General features: G+C 42.9%; 14 protein-coding genes. 2 read left to right on the top strand and 12 right to left on the bottom strand.

All coding sequences use genetic code 11. The features are described 5' to 3' along the window. Positions 1-69: 69 nt before the first annotated feature. From hemW to G596_RS0105060, 6 genes are all read right to left on the bottom strand, one after another. Positions 70-1293, bottom strand: coding sequence for a radical SAM family heme chaperone HemW (hemW, locus tag G596_RS0105035; protein ID WP_022760752.1), 1224 nt, complete (start codon positions 1291-1293; stop codon positions 70-72). Next, complete coding sequence (lepA, locus tag G596_RS0105040) at positions 1293-3110, bottom strand: translation elongation factor 4 (protein WP_022760753.1); 1818 nt, start codon at positions 3108-3110, stop codon at positions 1293-1295. Before lepA ends, hemW begins: the two co-directional genes overlap by 1 nt. 74 nt (positions 3111-3184) lie before the next feature. Next, complete coding sequence (locus G596_RS20990; RefSeq protein ID WP_022760754.1) at positions 3185-4159, bottom strand: CobW family GTP-binding protein; 975 nt, start codon at positions 4157-4159, stop codon at positions 3185-3187. Between the two features lie 75 nt (positions 4160-4234). Continuing rightward, positions 4235-5302 carry an NAD(P)-dependent alcohol dehydrogenase gene (locus tag G596_RS0105050; RefSeq protein WP_022760755.1) on the bottom strand — a complete coding sequence of 356 codons (1068 nt, stop codon included), beginning with the start codon at positions 5300-5302 and terminating at the stop codon, positions 4235-4237. Between the two features lie 71 nt (positions 5303-5373). Then, the gene (locus tag G596_RS0105055) at positions 5374-6150 is read right to left on the bottom strand and encodes a hypothetical protein (protein ID WP_022760756.1); all 777 of its coding nucleotides are present in this window, start codon (positions 6148-6150) and stop codon (positions 5374-5376) included. A gap of 11 nt (positions 6151-6161) precedes the next feature. Next, positions 6162-6824 carry a DUF4230 domain-containing protein gene (locus tag G596_RS0105060; protein ID WP_022760757.1) on the bottom strand — a complete coding sequence of 221 codons (663 nt, stop codon included), beginning with the start codon at positions 6822-6824 and terminating at the stop codon, positions 6162-6164. Positions 6825-6980: 156 nt separating this feature from the next. Between G596_RS0105060 and G596_RS0105065 the strand changes: the two genes are divergently transcribed. After that, positions 6981-7829: an alpha/beta hydrolase gene (locus G596_RS0105065; RefSeq protein WP_022760758.1), complete on the top strand. Its 849-nt coding sequence runs from the start codon at positions 6981-6983 to the stop codon at positions 7827-7829. 147 nt (positions 7830-7976) lie between these two features. On the opposite strand, the gene G596_RS0105070 is transcribed toward G596_RS0105065, so the two are convergent. From G596_RS0105070 to G596_RS23540, 4 genes are all read right to left on the bottom strand, one after another. After that, positions 7977-9002 (bottom strand): fibronectin type III domain-containing protein, encoded by a 1026-nt coding sequence (locus G596_RS0105070; protein WP_022760759.1) that lies wholly within the window; start codon positions 9000-9002, stop codon positions 7977-7979. Positions 9003-9140: 138 nt separating this feature from the next. Further along, a complete protein-coding gene (locus G596_RS23535) occupies positions 9141-12911 on the bottom strand; it encodes an InlB B-repeat-containing protein (protein ID WP_022760760.1) in 3771 nt (1256 codons plus the stop codon). A gap of 46 nt (positions 12912-12957) precedes the next feature. After that, a complete protein-coding gene (locus G596_RS0105080) occupies positions 12958-14925 on the bottom strand; it encodes a leucine-rich repeat protein (protein ID WP_196805193.1) in 1968 nt (655 codons plus the stop codon). A 30-nt stretch (positions 14926-14955) separates the two neighbouring features. Continuing rightward, positions 14956-17799 carry an InlB B-repeat-containing protein gene (locus G596_RS23540; protein WP_022760762.1) on the bottom strand — a complete coding sequence of 948 codons (2844 nt, stop codon included), beginning with the start codon at positions 17797-17799 and terminating at the stop codon, positions 14956-14958. A gap of 342 nt (positions 17800-18141) precedes the next feature. Here G596_RS23540 and rpsT point away from each other — a divergent pair, with 342 nt between their 5' ends. After that, positions 18142-18405 carry a 30S ribosomal protein S20 gene (gene rpsT, locus G596_RS0105090; protein WP_022760763.1) on the top strand — a complete coding sequence of 88 codons (264 nt, stop codon included), beginning with the start codon at positions 18142-18144 and terminating at the stop codon, positions 18403-18405. 143 nt (positions 18406-18548) lie between these two features. On the opposite strand, the gene G596_RS0105095 is transcribed toward rpsT, so the two are convergent. Both G596_RS0105095 and G596_RS0105100 read right to left on the bottom strand, forming a co-directional pair. Then, positions 18549-19490 carry a TIGR03943 family putative permease subunit gene (locus tag G596_RS0105095; protein ID WP_026499197.1) on the bottom strand — a complete coding sequence of 314 codons (942 nt, stop codon included), beginning with the start codon at positions 19488-19490 and terminating at the stop codon, positions 18549-18551. 91 nt (positions 19491-19581) lie between these two features. Continuing rightward, a complete protein-coding gene (locus tag G596_RS0105100; RefSeq protein ID WP_022760765.1) occupies positions 19582-20820 on the bottom strand; it encodes a CobW family GTP-binding protein in 1239 nt (412 codons plus the stop codon). Between the last annotated feature and the right edge of the window lie 71 nt (positions 20821-20891).

Below are 20891 nucleotides of genomic sequence, written 5' to 3' on the forward strand. Positions count from 1 at the left end.
ATATTTTCCTTGTCTTATATATTTTTCTCTTTTGTCTTCCCCCATCAAAATATGCTTCATTGCATAAGCTCATAGCAAAAACTTCGCCATGCAGTAATTGCTGATATCAAGTCCCTTATCGGTGAGTCGAATACTATCCCCTTCACGAATCATGAGCCCGTCAGATACAAGCTCATTTATTACATCGCCGTAAACTTCGTCAATCTCACGGTCAAATCTTTTTTTGAATTCCTCCACTGAAACACCGCATATCATGCGAAGTCCAAGGAACATGAACTCCTCCATCCTGGCTGTGGTATCAAGTTTTTCTATATCCTCACGAATGCTTTCCGGTCTGAAATCATCACTCACACTTTCATCTGAGATCAGGCACTTCAGGTATTTTTGAAAATCCACGGTATTGTGAAAACGCTCGCCTCTCATGAGCGACGCTGCTCCAAGGCCGAATCCGATGTAGTCACCCCCCTGCCAGTAGCGCTTATTGTGAAGGCACTCAAATCCTTCCGTCGCGTAGTTTGATATCTCATATCTGTGGTAACCGTTTTCAGCGAGAATCGCCTTAGTTAGCCGATACATTACGCGCTCTGTTTCTTCATCGGGAAGCGGAAGGTACACATTTTCGCTTGCAACATTAGTCGCATCACCACTTTTTTCAAGCTGCTCCGCCTCGTCTCCATATATCTGATAGAAAGGGGTCCCCTCCTCGATTATGAGACTATACGCAGAGATATGTTCAGGCTTTGGATCAAGTTTGCAGACAAACTCCAGATTACTTTTCCAGTCCTCGAGGCTCTGCCCCGGAAGGGCACTCATCATATCCACATTTATATTATCAAAACCTGCTGCCCGGGCATTTTTAAAGCATTCCTCAAACTGTGACAGATTATGGATTCTTCCAAGACGCCGCAGTTCTTCGTCCTTTGCGGACTGAAGCCCTATGCTCAGTCTGTTTATTCCTGATTCATGGTAGAGATTAATGGCATTAAAATCAGCGGTTCCGGGATTACATTCGATAGTTATTTCAGCATCCGCAGAGAGGTTGTACTTCGCCTTCAATATGTCCATTATTTCCGCGATAAACTGCGGTTCCACGGAAGTAGGTGTTCCGCCACCGAAGAAAACAGATACAACTTCATAATCTCCGCATTCATCCGCCGCTGATTGCATTTCCTTTTTCAGGGCATCAAAATAAAGTGCCTGCTGCTGTCTCCCCTCCGGAAAGGAGAGAAAGTCGCAGTACAGACACTTCTGGATACAAAAAGGTATGTGGATGTAGATACCAAGTGAAGTCATCAATTTCCCTCATCCAGTTTTAATACGCTGAGGAAGGCCTGCTGAGGTATCTCTACGCTGCCGATCTGGCGCATCTTCTTTTTACCTTCCTTTTGTTTCTCAAGAAGCTTCCTCTTACGGCTGATATCACCGCCGTAGCACTTCGCAAGCACGTCCTTACGCATAGCCTTGACGGTCTCTCTGGCGATAACCTTTCCTCCGATTGCCGCCTGGATCGGAATCTCAAAGAGGTGTCTAGGGATTTCGCCCTTTAGCTTCTCGCACATTTTACGGCCGCGATCGTACGCTCCGTCCTTGTGTACGATGAATGAAAGTGCATCAACCTGCTCATGATTTATCAAAATATCAAGCTTAACAAGTGTAGACTGCTCGTAGCCTTTTATCTCATAATCAAAGGATGCATAGCCTCTTGAACGTGATTTTAAAGCATCGAAGAAGTCATAAATAATCTCATTAAGCGGAAGCTCGTACTTAAGAACCGCTCTGGTAGCCTCGATGTATTCGGTACTGATGTATCTGCCTCGTCTCTCCTGACAAAGCTGCATGATGGATCCGACATAGTCCGTAGTAACCATGATCTCACCGTTTACAATGGGCTCCTCCATAAATTCAATCTCCGCAGGATCAGGGAGATTTGCAGGGTTTGTCAAATCAAACACTGTGCCGTCGGTCTTGTGCACCTTATAAACAACGCCCGGTGCTGTGGTTACAAGGTCGAGATTGTACTCTCTCTCAAGTCTCTCCTGAATTACCTCAAGATGTAACAGTCCAAGGAAACCTGCACGGAATCCAAAGCCCAGAGCCTGTGAAGTCTCAGGTTCATAGAAAAGCGAAGCATCATTAAGCTGGAGCTTTTCAAGCGCATCACGAAGCTCAGGATATCTTGCTGTATCAGCCGGGTAAAGTCCGCAGTAAACCATGGGCATTACCTTTTTATAACCGGGCAGCGCTTCCTCGCAAGGATTTAACGCATCCGTAACTGTATCACCGACACGCGCATCCTGGATATTTTTAATTGAAGCGGTAAAGTATCCTACGCTTCCTGCTGACAATTCATCGCAGGGGATAAACTGTCCCGGACCGAAATAACCTACTTCAACAACTTCCCATGAAGCTCCTGAAGCCATGCACTTAGCGGTCATTCCTTTTTTCAGGACACCGTCCCTTACTCTTACAAAAACGATAACTCCGCGGTATGAATCATATACCGAATCAAAAATGAGCGCCTTAAGAGGCTTATTCGCATCACCTGTAGGTGCGGGAATTCTGTGCACAACAGCCTCAAGCACATCCTCGATTCCCGTTCCAAGTTTTGCGGAAACAAGAGGTGCATCATGGGCCTCAATACCGATGACATCCTCGATTTCTTCCTTTACTTCGTCCGGTCTGGCACTGGGAAGATCTATTTTATTTATCACAGGAAAGACATCCAGGTCGTGGTCAAGGGCCAGATAAACGTTTGCAAGAGTCTGCGCCTCTACGCCCTGAGTTGCATCAACAACAAGGATTGCGCCGTCGCAGGCCGCAAGGCTTCTTGAAACCTCATATCCGAAATCCACGTGACCGGGAGTATCAATCATATTGAAAACATACTCCTCGCCGTCCTTAGCCTTATATACCATTCGCACAGCCTGAGATTTGATGGTTATACCTCTCTCTCGCTCGATGTCCATGTTATCCAGCACCTGGTTCTGCATCTCTCTGCTGGTGAGAACACCTGTGGTCTCAATCATACGATCGGCAAGTGTGGACTTACCGTGATCAATATGAGCAACTATGCAAAAATTCCTGATTTTACTCTGATCAAATTCTGACATTTAAAAATCCATTCCTTACTAATTTGTTTCAATGATGCCTATACATCCTGAAACATGATACCATAACATGCAGCTCACTTCAAAGTCCTTCTAGAGCTGCTGACTAGCCTGTCTTTTAGCTTCTTTTCATCCAGATTTTTCCCGATGAAAACGCACTGGCAGTTATCATCCGGAGAGTCTGTTACAGCATACATTCTATCCGCCAGGTCAAATCGAAGTATTTCACTGCCTACCCAAAGCGTACCCTTAGCCCTGCTCACAAGTCCGAATTCACCTCTAAGGCAGTCCTCCAGGAGCTGAACGAGCTGTGTGGGATTATGTACTCCTGCCTTCTGTATGCTTACTTGTGAGAATACTTCCGAACTGCCGCTTTCAGTTTCATCTGAGACTGTCATCGCTTTAGTACCGTCACCATTGTCATGCGTTAATCCCACAGCCCCATCGCCTGTCAGTTCTGTCTGAAAAAGGCTGTCCCACCATTTATCATCCATCTTCGAGTAATGCTCACTGATAATTTCAGCCTTGGGATTTATTTGCCTGATTTCTTCCGTAACCTTCTTTATTTCATCCGGATCCGCATTTTCGCATTTTGAAAAGACAACTCTGCCCGCATTAGCAATCTGATCTGTATAAAGCTCCGGCCACTCCTTCATATTCTGCCTGAAGGAAAGAGGTGAAATCACCACCGTCGGCTGAAGCAGGAATATCACTTTGTTCAGAACCGGCTTCAGGTTCTCAATAATGCTGCTAAGCTTTCCTACACCTGTAGGCTCTATTATCAAGTACTCGGGATCAAGGGATGAAAAGATCGCAAGCACCGAATTGACGAAGCTGTCCTTCATGGTGCAGCACACGCATCCCTCCATAAACTCCAATACCTTTATATCTGATTCTTTTGATGATGCATTCTGAAGTTCGAGTGAATCCAGGTTATTCGCACCATATTCATTTTCCATTATGACAGGGCGCTTATCCGTCCTTTTAATCAGTTCCTTTATAAACGTGGTTTTACCTGCTCCGAGAAAGCCGGATATAAGTAAAATCTGCATATCTTTAATGCTCCTAACAATTCAAAGTCTACTTAAAAACAGGGCGGTCAGATGACCGCCCCGGAAAATCCTTTATTATGGCTGATTATCAAGAATTACAACAGGTTTAATAAGTTCGGCGGGCTTATCCTTCATAAGCTGTAATGCCTCCGGAATATGCTCCCAGCCGTGGAATACATGTGTTGAAAGCTTGCTTACATCAAGTTTTCCTGAAGAAACAAGAGCTCCGAGTTTTTCCATACGAAGTCTTCCACCGGGCATAAGTCCGCCTGCAAGCTGCTTGTGTCCCATACCTACGCCCCACTCTACTCTGGGGATTGTGATATAGTCGCCGCTTCCAAGATAGTTGACATTACCGATCTTTCCGCCGGGCTTGAGTGACTTAACAGCTGATTCAAAGGTCTGAACACCGCCGCCTGCTACAACGACTCTGTCAACACCCTGTCCGTCTGTCATTGCAAGAACCTGATCCTCGATTGTGCCGTTCTTGTAGCTGATGAATTCATCAGCGCCATAAGCCTTAGCAACTTCAACGCACTTCGGACGTGTTCCTACTGCGATGATTCTTGATGCGCCGCGCATGTGTGCACCGGCAACACTCATAAGACCAACAGGTCCGATACCGATAACAAGAACAGTATCACCAAACTGGATATCTGCCAGCTCAACGCCGTGGAATCCTGTAGGAACCATGTCTGAAAGCATGCAGGCATCCTCAAGTGACATACCTTCAGGCATGTGTGCAAGGTTACCGTCAGCATCATTTACATGGAAGAATTCGGAATCAAGACCATCCTTGAAATTAGAGAACTTCCATCCTGCCAGCATTCCGCCGGAGTGCATGGAATAGCCTGCCTGTGCTTCAAGTGAATTCCAGTCAGGTGTGATAGCAGGTACCAGAACCTTGTCACCGGGTTTGAAATCCTTAACCATACTACCAACTTCAACGACCTCAGCACATCCCTCGTGGCCGAGAATCATGTTGTGGCGATCACCTACCGCACCTTCCCAGACTGTGTGAACGTCTGAAGTACAGATAGCGATAGCGAGCGGACGACAGATAGCATCCATGGGTCCGCAAGCAGGGCGTTCCTTCTCGATCCAGCCCACTTCGCCGATTTTGAGCATTGCAAAACCTTTCATTATACCTTCTCCTCCTTTATGAGTTTTTTGTTTCCCCCGAAACAGTTAGTGACTTAACCATTATAACAAATCTATCGTTTCTTCGAAACCTTTTCCGCAATTAAATCAATCACTCCGGAATCAAGCGTCATCACATTTGATGTGAATATCATTTTCACAAGAAGGACAAGGGACACAAATACAAGTATCGGTATGACGCAGGCTGTAACAATCATAACCGCCAGAGACTCCAAAAGGCCGCTTAAGAATTTCGTCACCCTGTCCACCGTATCACTTGTAAGTGTCGTGAGCTCATCCAAAATTCCGCCCTCGGAATCCGATTCAATATCAAGCTCGTTATACTCTTCAACCGTCTCATTAACTCTTGAAACCTGTGTCTGATAAACCATGTCTGAGAGTTTAACGCTGGCCGGAACAATCATATAAATTATGAGTCCGATAAGAGCTATTTTGCCTGCAACAGCTATCCAGCTCTTTTTCCCAAATATGACCACGCCGCACAGAACAATGCAGGCAAGCGGGATAAACACGGAAAACGCGATATATCCCGAGATGCTTATAAGGAATTTCTCCAGATAGAGGGCACTCAGAATAAGCAGAAAATACTTTGCAAGCTCCGCAAGCTGTTCTGCTATCGGTGTACACATGTCCCCGGGAAGCAGAGAAAGAGTAGCCGCTGTTGCCGCTGCACCGCCGGAAAGAGTAAGAACCGTGTTTATCTTCTCCTCCGTCTGCTCCATCGTATGCGTATGATTTTCAGGTTTCACCGCCCAGGGAGCAACCTTTGTAAAAGAGATAACTGCCACAAGTATAAGAACAACAATCCATGTAAATTTCTTTAATGTCATAGCCGCGCTCCTTATTCAAATACAATTTCGTAGTCCGATGCAGAAGGGAAATTCTTTATAAAATTCATCACCAAATTCTTTGCCTGCTCATCGGATCGTTCCAGAATTCCGCTGTCAAGTGCCTTCTGTTTCGCCGTGTTTTCAAACTCAGCGAGAGAAATATTATAATCCTCAAGCTTCAGCGGATTCCACAATGAGTCCTTTTCGGAATAAATCTTGAAGGTATCCTTATCGACATTCACCGTCTGTATCTCAGACTCCGGCATATGGACCGTGAGCTTCTTTTCTTTCTCATCCTTGGTGATCTCGATTTTCTCAAAATCAATCCCCGCCATGACCGCACCGTCATAACTGTACATGAACTCAGAGGATGTAGGCAGCACGCTCAGAATTTTCTTTTCCTTGGTGTACTTCTCAACCTGCGTAAAATAGTACTCCTGCGTCAGCAGTATCCCCATATTTGAAAGTCCGTCCTGTATCGTCTCAGTGCTTATTGACACCAGGACTTTATCCTTTTGAGGCTTCATCTGCGCTATCGGTGTTTCTCCCTGAATCTCATCCGGGGCGGACTTTTTATCCCTGATATATCCGCACACCAGTATAATCATCACAATAACCGATAATCCGATAACAACAAGATAAATGTTTTTCTTTGTCTGCTCTGAAAAGTTCATCCTTTGCCCTCCGCTTTTCCTGAATGTGTGGTATCGCACATTATCATTGTAAAACGGTTTTTTGCAAAAATATATTGCCGATTTCGCAATTTCCGATAGGTTTATTCCTCTATCTTTCTCTATAATATGTATTATCAATTATAAGGAGGATGACAAATGGACTTTATATACGAAATGCCCTCAAAAATGCTTTCTGAACAACCCAACAAAGGACGCATAGAAATTCTGGAATATGATTCACAGACCTATGATGACGAGGCACGCATTCTGCACAAAAAAGCGCTTGTATATCTGCCTTGCGGATATGATGAATCAAAGAAGTACAACATTCTCTACTTGCTGCACGGCGGCGCCTGCAATCATAATTACTGGTTCAAGGATTTTCCTGAGACGGTTACGATTCTGGATAACATGTTTGCAGAGAAAATATGTGATCCCTGCATCATAGTAACTCCCACTTTCTACCATGATGAAGAGGACCAGCACACACATGATGAATCCAGATGCGAGAACTTCAGATACGAGATCAGAAAGGATCTGATTCCTGCAGTCGAGAGCAAGTATTCCGGCTTTTCAGACAAAAATGTTTCGGAAGAAAATCTGATAAAGACCAGAGACCACCGCGCTTTTGCAGGTCTTTCCCTCGGTTCCATGACCACCTACCGCGCTGCTTTTTATAACAACTTTGATCTGTTTGCATGGTACGGCCCCTTCTCGGGATGCTGCGGGCCTTTCGGCGATCACTCGGTTGAGGTAGAGAGAATCTGCAAGACTCTGGCTGACGGAAAGGCAAACGGCTTCGATCTCAAATACATGCTTTGCTGCAACGGCGATAAGGACATCGCCTTCGAAGAGCACAAGGATATCATGGAAAAGGCTGTCGCCAAGTCAGACCTTCTCATTCAGGGACAGAACTATGATTTCTACATCATCCCCGGCGGAGTTCATGACATCAAGGCATGGCAGCTTCACCTGTACCACGCACTTCAGGTATTCTTTAAATAAAAATATTAAAGCGCCTCAGAGAGTTTTATATACTTCTCTGAAGCGCTTATTTTTTAATTTGTAAGTTCTTTTAGCAGACAAAGCCGCTGCTTATTATTTTCAAAATCCCAGGTGTGGCATGAGCCTCCTAAAGGTTTCATATTTTTTTTAATTCCAACTTTGAGCATATATGAAGCTACTGTATCTGCCATTATTATATGAGATGTAGTTCATACCGGAATTATATCTCTGACCGTTTACATCCTTGAAGGACTGAACAAATACATAGTACTTTTTGTTTGACTTAAACTTCTTTTTCTTAAACTTCTTGATTACTGCTCTGCCGGTGCTTGCCTTACAGGTCTTAACCTTTGTAAACTTGCCACCCTTCTTGGTTGCAATATAAATGTAGTATCCTGATACATCATCAACCTTTTCCCAGTCAACGATAAGCTTTCCGCCTGATACATGTACATCAAGGCCAAGCTGAGTCTGTCCTCTCCTCGGCTTAGCGCCCGGCTGAGTCATAAGGTAAGTCCAGGGTGACCATTCAGAATAAACTCTCTGCTCCTGTCTATTATTTATATCAGAATAAGCTCTTATCTGTACCTTATAAATCTTGTTGTTCTTTACAGACTCACTGAAAGTTCCACCTGTACAAGTTCCCTGGTCGATAACATTGCCTCTTGAATCTGTGAAGATATACTCATATCCATCTGCACAAGCCTGCTTATCCCACTCAATCCAACATGTAAGAGCTGCTCTATACCACTCTTTCTGTCTGGGTATTACAACTCCGGGCTGAGTTTTGCAATGTTTTGTTGAAGCGTACATGCTATTCTTATATCCGGGAGTTCCTATAGCAAAACAAACTGTGCTGTGAGGCGCAAGATTACTGATAGTATATGAAGTCTGTCCCTTCGGAACTGCTATCTGTCTGCTTTCAGCCATAGCCTTGGCCTGTTTTCCGGCATTACCGCTATCAGGATCAGTACTATAACCAATATAGTCCACACCCGGTCCTGTATGAGTCCATGATATTGTAACAGAAGTCTCTGTCTGGGCTGTTTGCATTATATTGCTAACATAGCCATAACTAGCAGCCTTGGTGGAATCCCCACCCATGGCGAATACAATTGCAAATGCTGCCATTGCAACAAGCATCTGCGAGAATTTGAAGAACTTTTCTTTCATTCCCCTTTTCCTCCCTAAAAAATAAAACAAAAATTGATAGTATCGTTGATAACGTTCCCTCTGAAAGTTACCAGCTTCTTATCATAACAATATTTCATTATTAATTTCAAGTATTTCTTTTATCCCCGAAAAAATTGTTCATCCCTTTTTAAATTTGAACTTAGCCTTCTTGGCTCCTGCCTTCTTGAGCTTTTTCACAATCTTGTTATAAGTCTTCTTATCCTTACAGATTACTGTGATCTTAGCTCCGCTCTTAATGCCCTTAAAGCTGCCTCCTCCGACAGACTTGAGGTTATTTGCTTTAATTGTAATATTCTTAAGGTTCTTGCAGCCGTTAAACGCATTTGAGCCTATCTTCACAATATTAGAACCGATAGTAACACTCTTTAGCTTTTTACAGTTCTTATAGGCGCTGCTCTTAATCTCAGTTACCTTGTAAGTCTGGCCGCCGTAGGAAACCTCGCTGCCGATATTTACGGAAGTAACATTTTTATCATTTGCCGCAGCAACAGAAGCAGTGCCGGATTCAGAAAGCTGATACTCATTTCCGCCGTTCTCTACCATTCCGCCTTCAGGCAGCTGTGCGTTTTGATCATTATTATCAATCGCAACAATCGTATCCTGTACAGGTTCTTCAGGTGTTCTATCCTGGCTTTCGTTATTATGAGCCTGTCCGCCATTTTCGTTTGCATCAGGTTCATCTGCCTGACGATTCTGTTCCTGTTGCTGATTCTGGTTCTGCCCCTGCTGCTTCGATACATCCCATGACCAATGTGCATAGAGCGTATGATCCTGAGTTTCCCCAACAACATAGTCTTCAGTAACTTCATATCCTCCGTCTGGCGCTGTGAACCATCCATCAAAATTGCAGCCTTCTCTGTACGCATTTGTAGGAAGTGGACCGTAAGGCTTACCCTCAGTAACATGAATAGGGGACGCTGATCCTGTTCCGCCGTTATAGTCGAAGGACACGGTCATGTTATATATCTTATAGAAGAATGTAAATTTTGTTGTAGCAATCGGTTCAGGATTAGTTCCTTCATATACCTTAAGATAAAATTGTCCTTTATCCGCATTGGAATATTTGTTAAAAAACTCAATAACCACGGAATCCTGTCTTTGAGATAAAGGTTTTATTTCACAATAGTTCCCACTATCACTCGCATAATTTCCCCATTCAAACCTATAATCAGTCAGATCCTGAACTACGCTTCCGTTTTTCAACAGTGTAGCTTCAACCGTATTTTTCTCAAAGATGCGAATACTTTTATTGGGAATAGTACTGAGGCTGTACTCGGCATTTTCATCCTGTGGTTCCTGGATAGTAGCCCAGCGAGCATATATCTTGTGCGGCTTATCTGTTAATACCAGTGTATCCGCAGTGATAGGCTCTCCCTGGTCCTCAATGTACCAGCCCTCAAATGTATAGCCCTCATTCGTAACTATAGGAAGCTCCCCGTAAGGTTTTCCATATATTACTCTTATGATAGTTGTCTTCCCTGAGCCATCATTTTTTACAAAAGTAGCGTTCAAACCAAGTTCATACCAGTGAGCATAAAGTGTTATATCTCCCTTAACCTTATCGGAGATATTTATCTGATTTCCGCCCTCACGCGCATCATACCATCCCTCAAGCTTCAAATATCCGTTGGTAGCTTCAGGGAAAGCTCCATATGCCTCACCATAATTCCTGGTTCTGCTTACTTCTTCAGCCTGTCCGCCATTTGCATCGAAGGTTACGGTATAAGTATTAACTTTCCAATGTGCGTAAAGTGTATGATCTGATGAATAACTAACTATTGTATCTGCTGTGATTCGGCTTCCACCCTGTTCGGAAGTATACCAGCCCTCAAAGGCATATCCTGTTCTGGAAGGTACGGATAATTCTCCGTAGGTTTCGCCATATGCTACTGCTTTTCTTGTTATTTTTCCGCTTCCATCATTACTGTCGAAGCTGGCAGTTAACTCAATTTTTTTCCAATGAGCATAGAGTGTTATGTCGCCCTTAACAGCGTATGTATCCAAAACATTTTTTCCACCTTCAGGTGCATCATACCATCCGTCAAAACTATAGTATGCACGTGTAGGAACAGGCAATTCGCCATACTGCGCATCATAATTCCTGTTTCTGCTAGTTTCTCCTACCTGTCCACCATTTGCATCGAAGGTTATGGTACAAGCATTAGCATTCCAATGAGCATAGAGTGTATGCGTATTGAGATTGGATACAACAGTATCCACAGTTACCTTAACTCCGCCATCTTTTTCTGTATACCAGCCATCAAGAGTATAGCCTGTTCTTGTTATCTGCGGCATGGTTCCGTATGCTTCACCATATCTTACGATTTTCTGAGTATTATTATTGGTGCCATCATTATTTTTATATATTACGTTTACGTTCACTCCGGTCCAATGCGCATAAACAGTCGTATCCGCATCAAATGTTTCGGCAGTACCAATCTGCCTTCCACCGGTTTTTTCGGTATACCATCCGTCGAAAATATAATTAGTCCTTGTAGGAGTAGGTAATGTGCCTATATTTATTCCGGCACTTACCACTCTTGTATTGGTCTCCAGTTGTCCCCCGTTGGGATCAAAAGTTACAGTAACCTTTTGGGCATACTGGGCATCAGCAGCATTGTAATCTGTTTCAGACCATGTCCTTTCAGTGACAGAATAGGTGCTTATAGTATCCGTATCGCAGGTATAATAAACATTTACTTTATTGGGCTTAAGCCATGTTGTAGAGCTTACCTTCTTTCCGCCCGCCAGGAACAGTTTATAAGGATATCCGACACTGTTTGAATCACAGTTGGTGACATCAACAAGATAGATTTTTCCATCATCCATACGCACATGATTCCACATGTGGCCTTCAGATCCCTTACCATCACTCATTGTTCCCGTTATGATGTAGCATTCAATCAAACTGTTTTCAAATGTACTACCATCACAAAGATACTTGAAGGCCTTCGCATACCCTTCACATACAACATTTGTAGTGGGATCTTCATCAAAAACATATATCATTTGCCAGGGATTTCCATAAGGAGTGCTGTCATCTTTTGCAGCTTGCTTGTTATAAGTATTCAGTTCACAAATAGCATCGTTATATGCCTTAAGCTTTTCGTAGTCATTCTTCGCTGCATTGGCTCTTATGATAGCATTAGCATTAGCTGCAGCAGTCTTTACTGCCTTACACTTATTAGTATCTACATCAAATGTGTCCTTTTCCCCGGATACACTATAATTAGCAGATACAGTAAAAGAAAATGTATAATTCTGAACCTCATCCAACTCTAACCAAGTTGTGGTACCATCTCCGTAAATTTTACAGGAAAACCCCGTAGAATGAGATGTACTGTTTCCGAACCAGTACATCTCATAAGGTGAATCAAAGCGAAGCGCTTGCGTTATTTTTGAAGGCTCATACCCCAAATACCCTGTCAAAGTCTTAGTCACTTCTGCTGAAAGATATCCATCGCTATCTCTAAAACTCGAAAGGCCAAAGTCCGCCGGAGTATATTTGTCTTTCCAGTTATCTCCAAAATAATCTTTTAGAGAAATTGACACTGTCATTTTAGAAGAAGCAAGTTCACCATTTGCTATTTTTTCTATTGACTTCTTTAATTCATCGTAAATATATACATTCACTCCGCTAAGCGTTGATCTTCTCTTACTGTTTCTGGTTTTTACTGAAGACTTCGAATAAGCCTGCTTATGCATGAAGCCTTCAAGAAGTTCTTCAGATTCGCCCGCATTATCAGTTATGAAAACTTCTTCAGGTTCTGTCTGCATAAAATTAACAGCCTCTGAAGCATGTACCCCCATGCCAGAAGCTGTTAATATAGTACTTCCAATCATCAAACCTGCCACCGCAGTCAAAACATTGGAAAATCTCTTGTTCATTTCTTAAATACCCTCCGGAAACATATACAAAAATTTTATTTTTTAATCATCCCTTTTTATAGATGAAAACAGCCTTATTCGCTCCAGCCTGTTTGAATTTCTTTACAAGCTTTTCAAACATCTTCCTGTTCTTGCAAATAATTGTGATCCTGGCTCCATCCTTTATGCCCGCAAAACTGCCTGACTCGATTGTACTTAGGCTGTTGCCCCTTACTGTAATCTTATCGAGATTCTTGCAGCCCCTAAAGGCGCCCTTGCCAATTTTGGTAATATTTCTACCAAGGCTGAGAGTTTTTAATTTCTTGCAATTTTTATAGGAATTCGCCTTGATTTCAACGATTTTATAGGTTTTGCCGTTGTAGGTGACGCTATCGCCAATCTTCACCTTTTTGACCTTCTTGTTACTCTGCTTTGTAACAGCAACACTGTCAGAAGAGACTACCAGATAGTTCTTGTCACTACTGCTGATATTATCTCCGATAGCAGTCTCCTGCTCGTTATTTTCGGCATTATCTCCATCGCCGTCAAAAATCCCAGTATAGTCGATATTATCATCTTTTGCAGCATTATCATCAGCGCTTACTGTAAACAGACAGGAAGCCTCATATTCTCCATCGTAAGTCGAAACCGTGACATATGCTCTGCCTGTGCCTACAATCCTGTAGCGACCGTTTTCATCCACCGTGACAACCTGTTCATTTTTGCTTGAAAAGACAAGCGTCTTATTCGTTGCATTTGCAGGAGTTATCGTCGCTGTAAGGACTCCTTCTGTGCCGATATCAGCTCCTGTAGCTTTCACAGTCTGAGGATCAATAGATATACCTGTAACTTCAACATACTGAACGTCACCACCGGAAGCAAGCAGCGTTTTAACATTCTCCCAGCTATACTGTGTTGACGTCGCTTTTGGAGAATTTGTTGAAAAACCATCCCTGTATCTGGTAATTGTTACCTGCGTAGAACCATCAGTATATGAATAATTAGATATCTGAGCTGTTGTCAGATGATAAAAACGGTGCCTTTCCTCATACTCTGTTTCCGCAGACACGCCGCTGATCGTATCGTCGTCGTCCCAGGTGACATCAACCTCGTACCACTGGCCTGACTGCTTGACAATATTCCAGGCATGGCCGCCGCCATCAGCCATTCCGCCTATAACCATAGAATGGATTCCGGCCCCTTCCAGCAAATATTCATAAGCCATGGAGTATCCATCGCAAACTGATAGGCCTCTAAAAAGCGCACCATAAGCAGTGTGGCCTAACTGAGCAGGATTATTTGCATAAGCAGGATTATTTGCACAATCAAAATCATATGTAGTGATTGACATGAGCTTATCGTGAATTGCAAGCTCTTTTCCCAAAACTCCGCTCGCACTTGTTATGCTCTGATCAGAGAGGAACTCGGTTCTCTTAGCTTTCATTGAACTTGTAGTCTGATCAAACCAAGCCTGATTATAAGCAGGATCGGAAGAAACCAGAAAAAGATATGTGTTATATTTTATTTCATTCCCATAATTAACCGGCTCATAGGCTATCTGAATATCAGACATTGTAAGCTGCAGCAAATCCGGATGATCATATCTGACTGCTTCGTATGCATCCTGTAAATCCTGGTCGTAGACTGAAAATACAGCAGTCTCATATTTTGCAAGCGGTGCAAGCTCGGTGTAGCTTACATTGTCTACATCTGTTCCATAAGCAAAGACATGACTGCTTGCTGCCATAAACGCTCTGTAGATAATCTTGGCATTATCACTCAGGTAATTATAATGTGTGCCCGTTGTGACCCCGGTATTGTAATTGGTACTGCCAAGGACATTCGACTTCGCCCCTGTTACAGTTCGTTCTGCCAACTCTACGCTTTCCGGCATGGGAAGCTTTACAAGGTCATTGGTCTTCCTTAAATATTGATTTTTGGGCGCGGCATTAACATCTATATTTGTGAACGGTATTCCACCCAGGATGGACACCGCCACAAACACAGACAACATAAGCGAATATATTCTTTTCATATGCTTTTCGCCCATTAACTTCTAAAAACCTTAACCCTTTTTGAATTTAAACTTTGCCGTCTTTGCTCCGGCTTTCTTAAGCTTCTTAACCACCTTATCGTAGGTCTTTTTATCCTTACATACAACGGTAATCTTCGCGCCGTTTTTTATGCCCTTAAAGCTGCCACCACCGACAGTTTTAAGATTGTTTGCCTTGATTGTTATCTTACCGAGGTTCTTACAGCCGCTAAAAGCGCCCGAGCCTATCTTCTCGATATTGGAGCCAAGTGTAAGGCTCTTAAGCTTTTTGCAATTCTTGTAGGCTTTACTTTGAACAACGGTAACCTTGTAGCTTTCACCGTTGTAGTTGATTGTATCGCCTATTTTAATTGATGTGACATCCTTATTCTCAGCCACCATCACAGTTGCATTACCGGTCTCATCTACGTGATATTCCTTACCCGCAACCTCAATATTACCGTCTGCAGGTAACACTGCCTCATTGGCTGTTGTCTGTGCTGAATCATTTACATCATTCTTAGAAATTGCAGTACCGGTCTCGGTCTCGGAGACTTCCGCCTTCTGCTGTTCTGGCTCAGGAGTCACGAGTTCCTCAGACTGTTCTGGCTCAGGAGTCACGAGTTCCTCAGACTGTTCAGGTTCAGGATCGGAATCTGCCGGTTGTACAGGCTCCGGATCGGGATCTGCCGGTTGTTCTGGCTCCGGATCGGGATCTGCCGGCTGCGTGGGTTCAGGATCGGGATCTGCCGGCTGCTCAGGTTCCGGATCAGGATCTGCATGTTGTTCTGGCTCCGGATCTTCCGGCGGTATAATTGTCCAATGCGCATAGAGAGTCATGTCTCCGGTCACTATTGCCGTAGCTGTAACTTCGTTTCCGCCTTCAGCAGCATCAAACCATCCGTCAAAGGTATATCCCTCAAATGCAGCCTCCGGGAGTTCTCCTATAGCATCACCATAAGCCACTTCTCTTTGAGCATCGGCATATGCAACACTTCCACCGTTTGCATCAAAAGTAACCGTGTATTTTATAGCATTCCAATGTGCATAGAGAGTATGGTCTTCTTTTGCAGTAACTACAGTCCAGTAGTTTACTTTATCTCCGCCTTCTTTAGCTGTATACCAGCCGGCAAACTCATATCCTTCTCTGGTAACTTCCGTCGGAAGACTGTATCTTCTTCCGCATATCTGCCAGATATTATCCTCAACATCACCGGTTCCTCCGGCCAGATCATAGGTCACCTTGATATTTACATAAGGTACATTTATTTCGCATGCTGTTTCGCAGGATCCATCTTCTGATTTAGCTGTTATAATCGCTTTTCCGGGGCCTGTAACAGTATATACTATACCCTCAGCTCCTTTATCCTCTACTGTTACAACATACTTGTTACTGCTTTCCCAGATGATATTCTTATTTGTAGCATTAGCAGGAGCAACTGTGTAAGTTATTATTCCGGTATCTCCGTATTCACATTCAAGCAAAGTATCAGATAAAGTAATATTTCCTACGAAAATATTGTCGTTTTCATCTGTGACATATACGGATGCACTGCTTTTTACTGTACCGTTAGCTGTCATAGCCGTAACAGTAGCACTTCCCGGATCTTTAAGAATGTAATAGCCATAATCGTCTACCAGAATTACATCCGTGTTAGAACTTTCCCATAAAACACTTCTATTGTTAGCATTTTCAGGACTATAGGTCAGTGTAAAGCGCCCACTGTCTCCGGTTTTTCCCGTTAGCTGCTGCGGGGCCAATGTAAGACCCGTAACAGGAACCAGCGCCGCTTCTGAGTTTTTGAAAATAAGCTCTTTTACATATGTATAATTATATGTAGTTCCGTAAGCTATAGGGAATTTTGCCGAAGCATCTGTCCTTGTCCTTGCAGCCGAGCCATCGCTTATCTGCTCTGTCGACAAGTTGTAATAATTGTGCAGAGTTCCTTCATCGGTTGAATTAACATCATCCCATGTGACATCAACCTCATACCATTCATATCCAAGCTGAACAACATTCCAGGCATGACTCTGGCTTGATACAATCACAGAGTTTATGCCGATGCCTTCAAGAAGATATGAAAATGCCATAGCATATCCGTCACATACGGCTTTTCCGTCTTTTACAATGCCATAAACACTGTGTCCCATATTATACACAGTGTTTTCCGCAAGACAATCATAGTCGTAGGTTGTTATATTAAGAAGCAAGTCATGAATAGCAAGCTCCTTAGCATATTTGCCCGTTGCATTTGTTATGGAAGAATCATTAAGAAACCTTGTGCGTCCCTGCTGAATCTCCGCTGTAATCTCGTCGAATTTGGCCTGGTCATATCCTTCGTTCGCAATAAGACACAAATAAGTGTTATACACCTTTACATCAGAAGAAGTATATGAGGTATAGCCTGACCACATCTTAACTACGCATGCGTTAAACTGCACCATATCAGGGTGATCGTATCTAACAGCCTCGTATGCAGCCTGATACTGGTCAGCTGTGAATGTAAACTCCTCAGTATCACCATACGCGACTCCAATCATATGGGAATCTGTTATAAGAAAGCTTGCTGTATCATGGGGATATACATTAAGAGCCGCCTTGTATAATGCCCTGTACATCTTCTTCGAAGTATCATCGAGATATCTGTAGTGGATTCCTGTGTCAGCATCCATGTTCAGATTAGCTGCATTTCGAACCCTAAGCCCTACCCCATTGTAGATAATCGGCTCAAGCTCACCAACTTCAGGTAACGGCGGAGTAACGTAATCATTAGATATGTAGTTGAAATTCTCTGCCTGAACCTTTAAATTACTATTAAAGGTCAGTGCAAAGAAAAATATAAATAGTCCTATGATCAGCTTTAATTTGTACTTCATAATATAAATATGACCTCATAAAAAACAAATTAAGTGACTGTCAGCCCCAACAAATAACATTTTACTCAATCATACTTTTAACATATTTTGCAATTATATTCTATTTTATGATTTATTTCAAGTGCAATTATACTTTTTTTATTTTATATTAATGAAACTACTTATCTATGCATATATCCGGCTTCGACATTGTTCTGAACAAAATTACCCTTGACATTATAGCTGTAAATAGCTAAAATATCATGGTGTATGTGGCATTGACTGTCCGTGTCCGGTTTCATAGCCATATTACCTAATGATAACGTATCAAATTTTCAATTTAGTAACAATATGGAGGAAATTATGGCTAATATCAAATCTGCCAAGAAGAGAATTCTTACAAATCAGAAGAAGGCTGCTAGAAATCAGGCTGTAAAGTCTGGCGTTAAGACAGCAATCAAGAAGGTTAGAACAGCAATCGAGGCTGGTAACAAGGAAGAGGCTGCTAAGGCACTTCTTGCTGCTACATCAGCAATCGACAAGGCTGAGTCAAAGGGCGTATTCAAGAAGAACACAGCTTCCAGAAAAGTTTCTCGTCTTGCTCAGGCTGTTAACAAGATTCAGTAAGATTTATTTATACGAATAATAAAAATACCTCAGATATCTTCTCACCGATATCTGAGGTATTTTTTTACCCTCATCCGGCACTTCGTGCCATCTTCCCCCTAAAAGGGGAAGGCTTTTTATTTTTCTATATTCAGAGTAATATCTTATACTTCCGGATTCGAAAAATCGATTACAGGGTGCTTGGGCTCTGAGACGTGCTCAAGTTCAACTACGTTAAGAAGAGGTCCTACTCCCTGATATTCGGGAACGAGAGCTTTTCTTACCTCTGCTGTAATTTTGATCCATTCCTTCTCTTTTAAGTCAGATGCCTTATCATATTCGCATTTAAATCCCAAAAACTGCATATCCTCCGCACAGCAGGTCATTGCCATTCTTCCGGGAACAAATGCATTATCTGCCATATCAAAGGGCTTAGCGACCATTGCTGTAAAGCTAACCTTTTTTCCGTCATAGCGATCCACATGCTCAAGAGCGTCAAGGTAGAACATTCCATATCCGAAGTTATTAAGCTCGATGGGATCCTGGTTGAGATCAAAAGGAAGATCCTCATCAAGAGTTACATCCACCTCACCATTCATATCTTCAAAAATAATATCCGCTTTCTGGTTTATAGCCTTAACGTTTCTCTTATATGTAGCAAGATCCTCTATTCCGTCACATCTGTTGAAAAGGATAAGCTCTGAATTTCTAAGCTGCTCTGACAGAAGTGATTTCATATTGGTAAAATACAGTTCAAAGCTTGAAGCATCTATTATAGTAATCTGCTGTTCAAGTCTCCATGCCTTGGGGAGTCTGAAGTTCTTGAAATTCCACATGCCGTTGTACTCGATAAGAATTCTCTCGGGATCGTATTTTGCCTCGAGAGCCATAAGTGTTGCGGGTGTGAAATCCTCTTCATCCTCGATAGTTTCCAAAATAGTGTTTGTAGCAGTCAGAAGCTTTTCTTCATACTCATTCTCGCCCTCTTCGCAGACGATAAGGAGTGTCTCCCCCTTTGTCTTAAAGTAAGGCTGAGCAAGAGTATACTTGAAAAAGTCTGTTTTTCCGCTGTCAAGAAATCCATTTATTACATAAACCGGTTTCATTTTCTTTTCTTTATTCCTTCCAAACATATAAAACAATACTCCATGTACAATTGCCCCACCTTTCGGTGGGGCCTGTTATAGTCATAAAATTTTAAAGCTTTTTCCTGAATAATTTCTCGAGGTTGTCCTGGTTGAGTTCTGCACCGATTACGCAGAATTTTCCTGTTACGTCTGCTGCACCGTCTCTAACTACAGGCTCACCCGGAACATAGTCAAACTCAATCCATCCGCCATTCTCATTGGGAACCATGCCCTTCGCACGAAGAACTACTCCAAAGGTCTCCTCTTCCTCAAGTCTTCCGAGCATAGCCTCTATCTCTGCCTTGTTGTACTTGGCAGGTGTCTCCATACCCCAGCTTGTGAATATGTCGTCAGCATCGTGATGATGATCATGGTCGTGCTCATCGTGATCGTGGTGATGATGATCATGGTCGTGCTCATCGTGATCGTGGTCATGATGGTGCTCATGCTCATGTTCGTGATCATGCTCATCGTGGTCGTGATGATGATGCTCGTGTTCGTGGTCGTGCTCATCATGATCGTGGTGATGATGCTCGTGATCGTGATCATCATGGTCATGATCATCTTCATGGTCATGATCATGCTTGTGTGCTCTGTATACAGTTACGCCTTCTTCATCTGTGAACTTCTCAGAACCGTGATCATGATGATGGTGATGCTCATCAGCCTTCTTCGCAAGAACTTCCTTCAAAAGCTCTGCCTCAAGATCATGGTTTCCTTCAAAAGTATCAAGAACCTCTTTTCCTGAGAGCTCCGCAAGAGGAGTTGTAATGATTGTAGCCTTGGGATTGTGCTCTCTGATAAGTTCAACAGCCTTCTCTATCTTTGCTGCATCAGCCTTATCTGTTCTGGTAAGGAGAATTGTTCCTGCATTTTCAATCTGGTTAGTGAAAAACTCACCGAAATTCTTGATGTAAATCTTAGCCTTACTTACATCAACAACCGTAACGGCGCTGTTCATAGTAAGGTTCTCGCTCTCATCTGCTACGTTCTGAATAGCTCTCATAACATCGGAAAGCTTTCCTACTCCTGAAGGCTCAATGAGAATTCTCTCAGGTGCATAGGTATCCATTACTTCCTTAAGAGATGTTCCGAAATCACCTACCAGTGAGCAGCAGATGCAACCTGAATTCATCTCCCTGATATCGATTCCGGATTCCTTCAAAAATCCGCCATCAATACCGATCTCACCGAATTCATTTTCTATAAGTACAGTTTTGGTTCCTGCAAGAGCTTCCTTTAAAAGCTTCTTAATAAGCGTTGTCTTTCCAGCTCCAAGGAAACCGGATATAATATCAATTTTTGTCATATTTATCACACTCCGTTCCTAATACTAAATGTCTCAACGCATATTTTATTACCAGAGGCTTTACTAGTCAA

Source organism: Butyrivibrio sp. AD3002, assembly GCF_000420905.1.
Classification (GTDB): Bacteria; Bacillota; Clostridia; order Lachnospirales; family Lachnospiraceae; genus Butyrivibrio.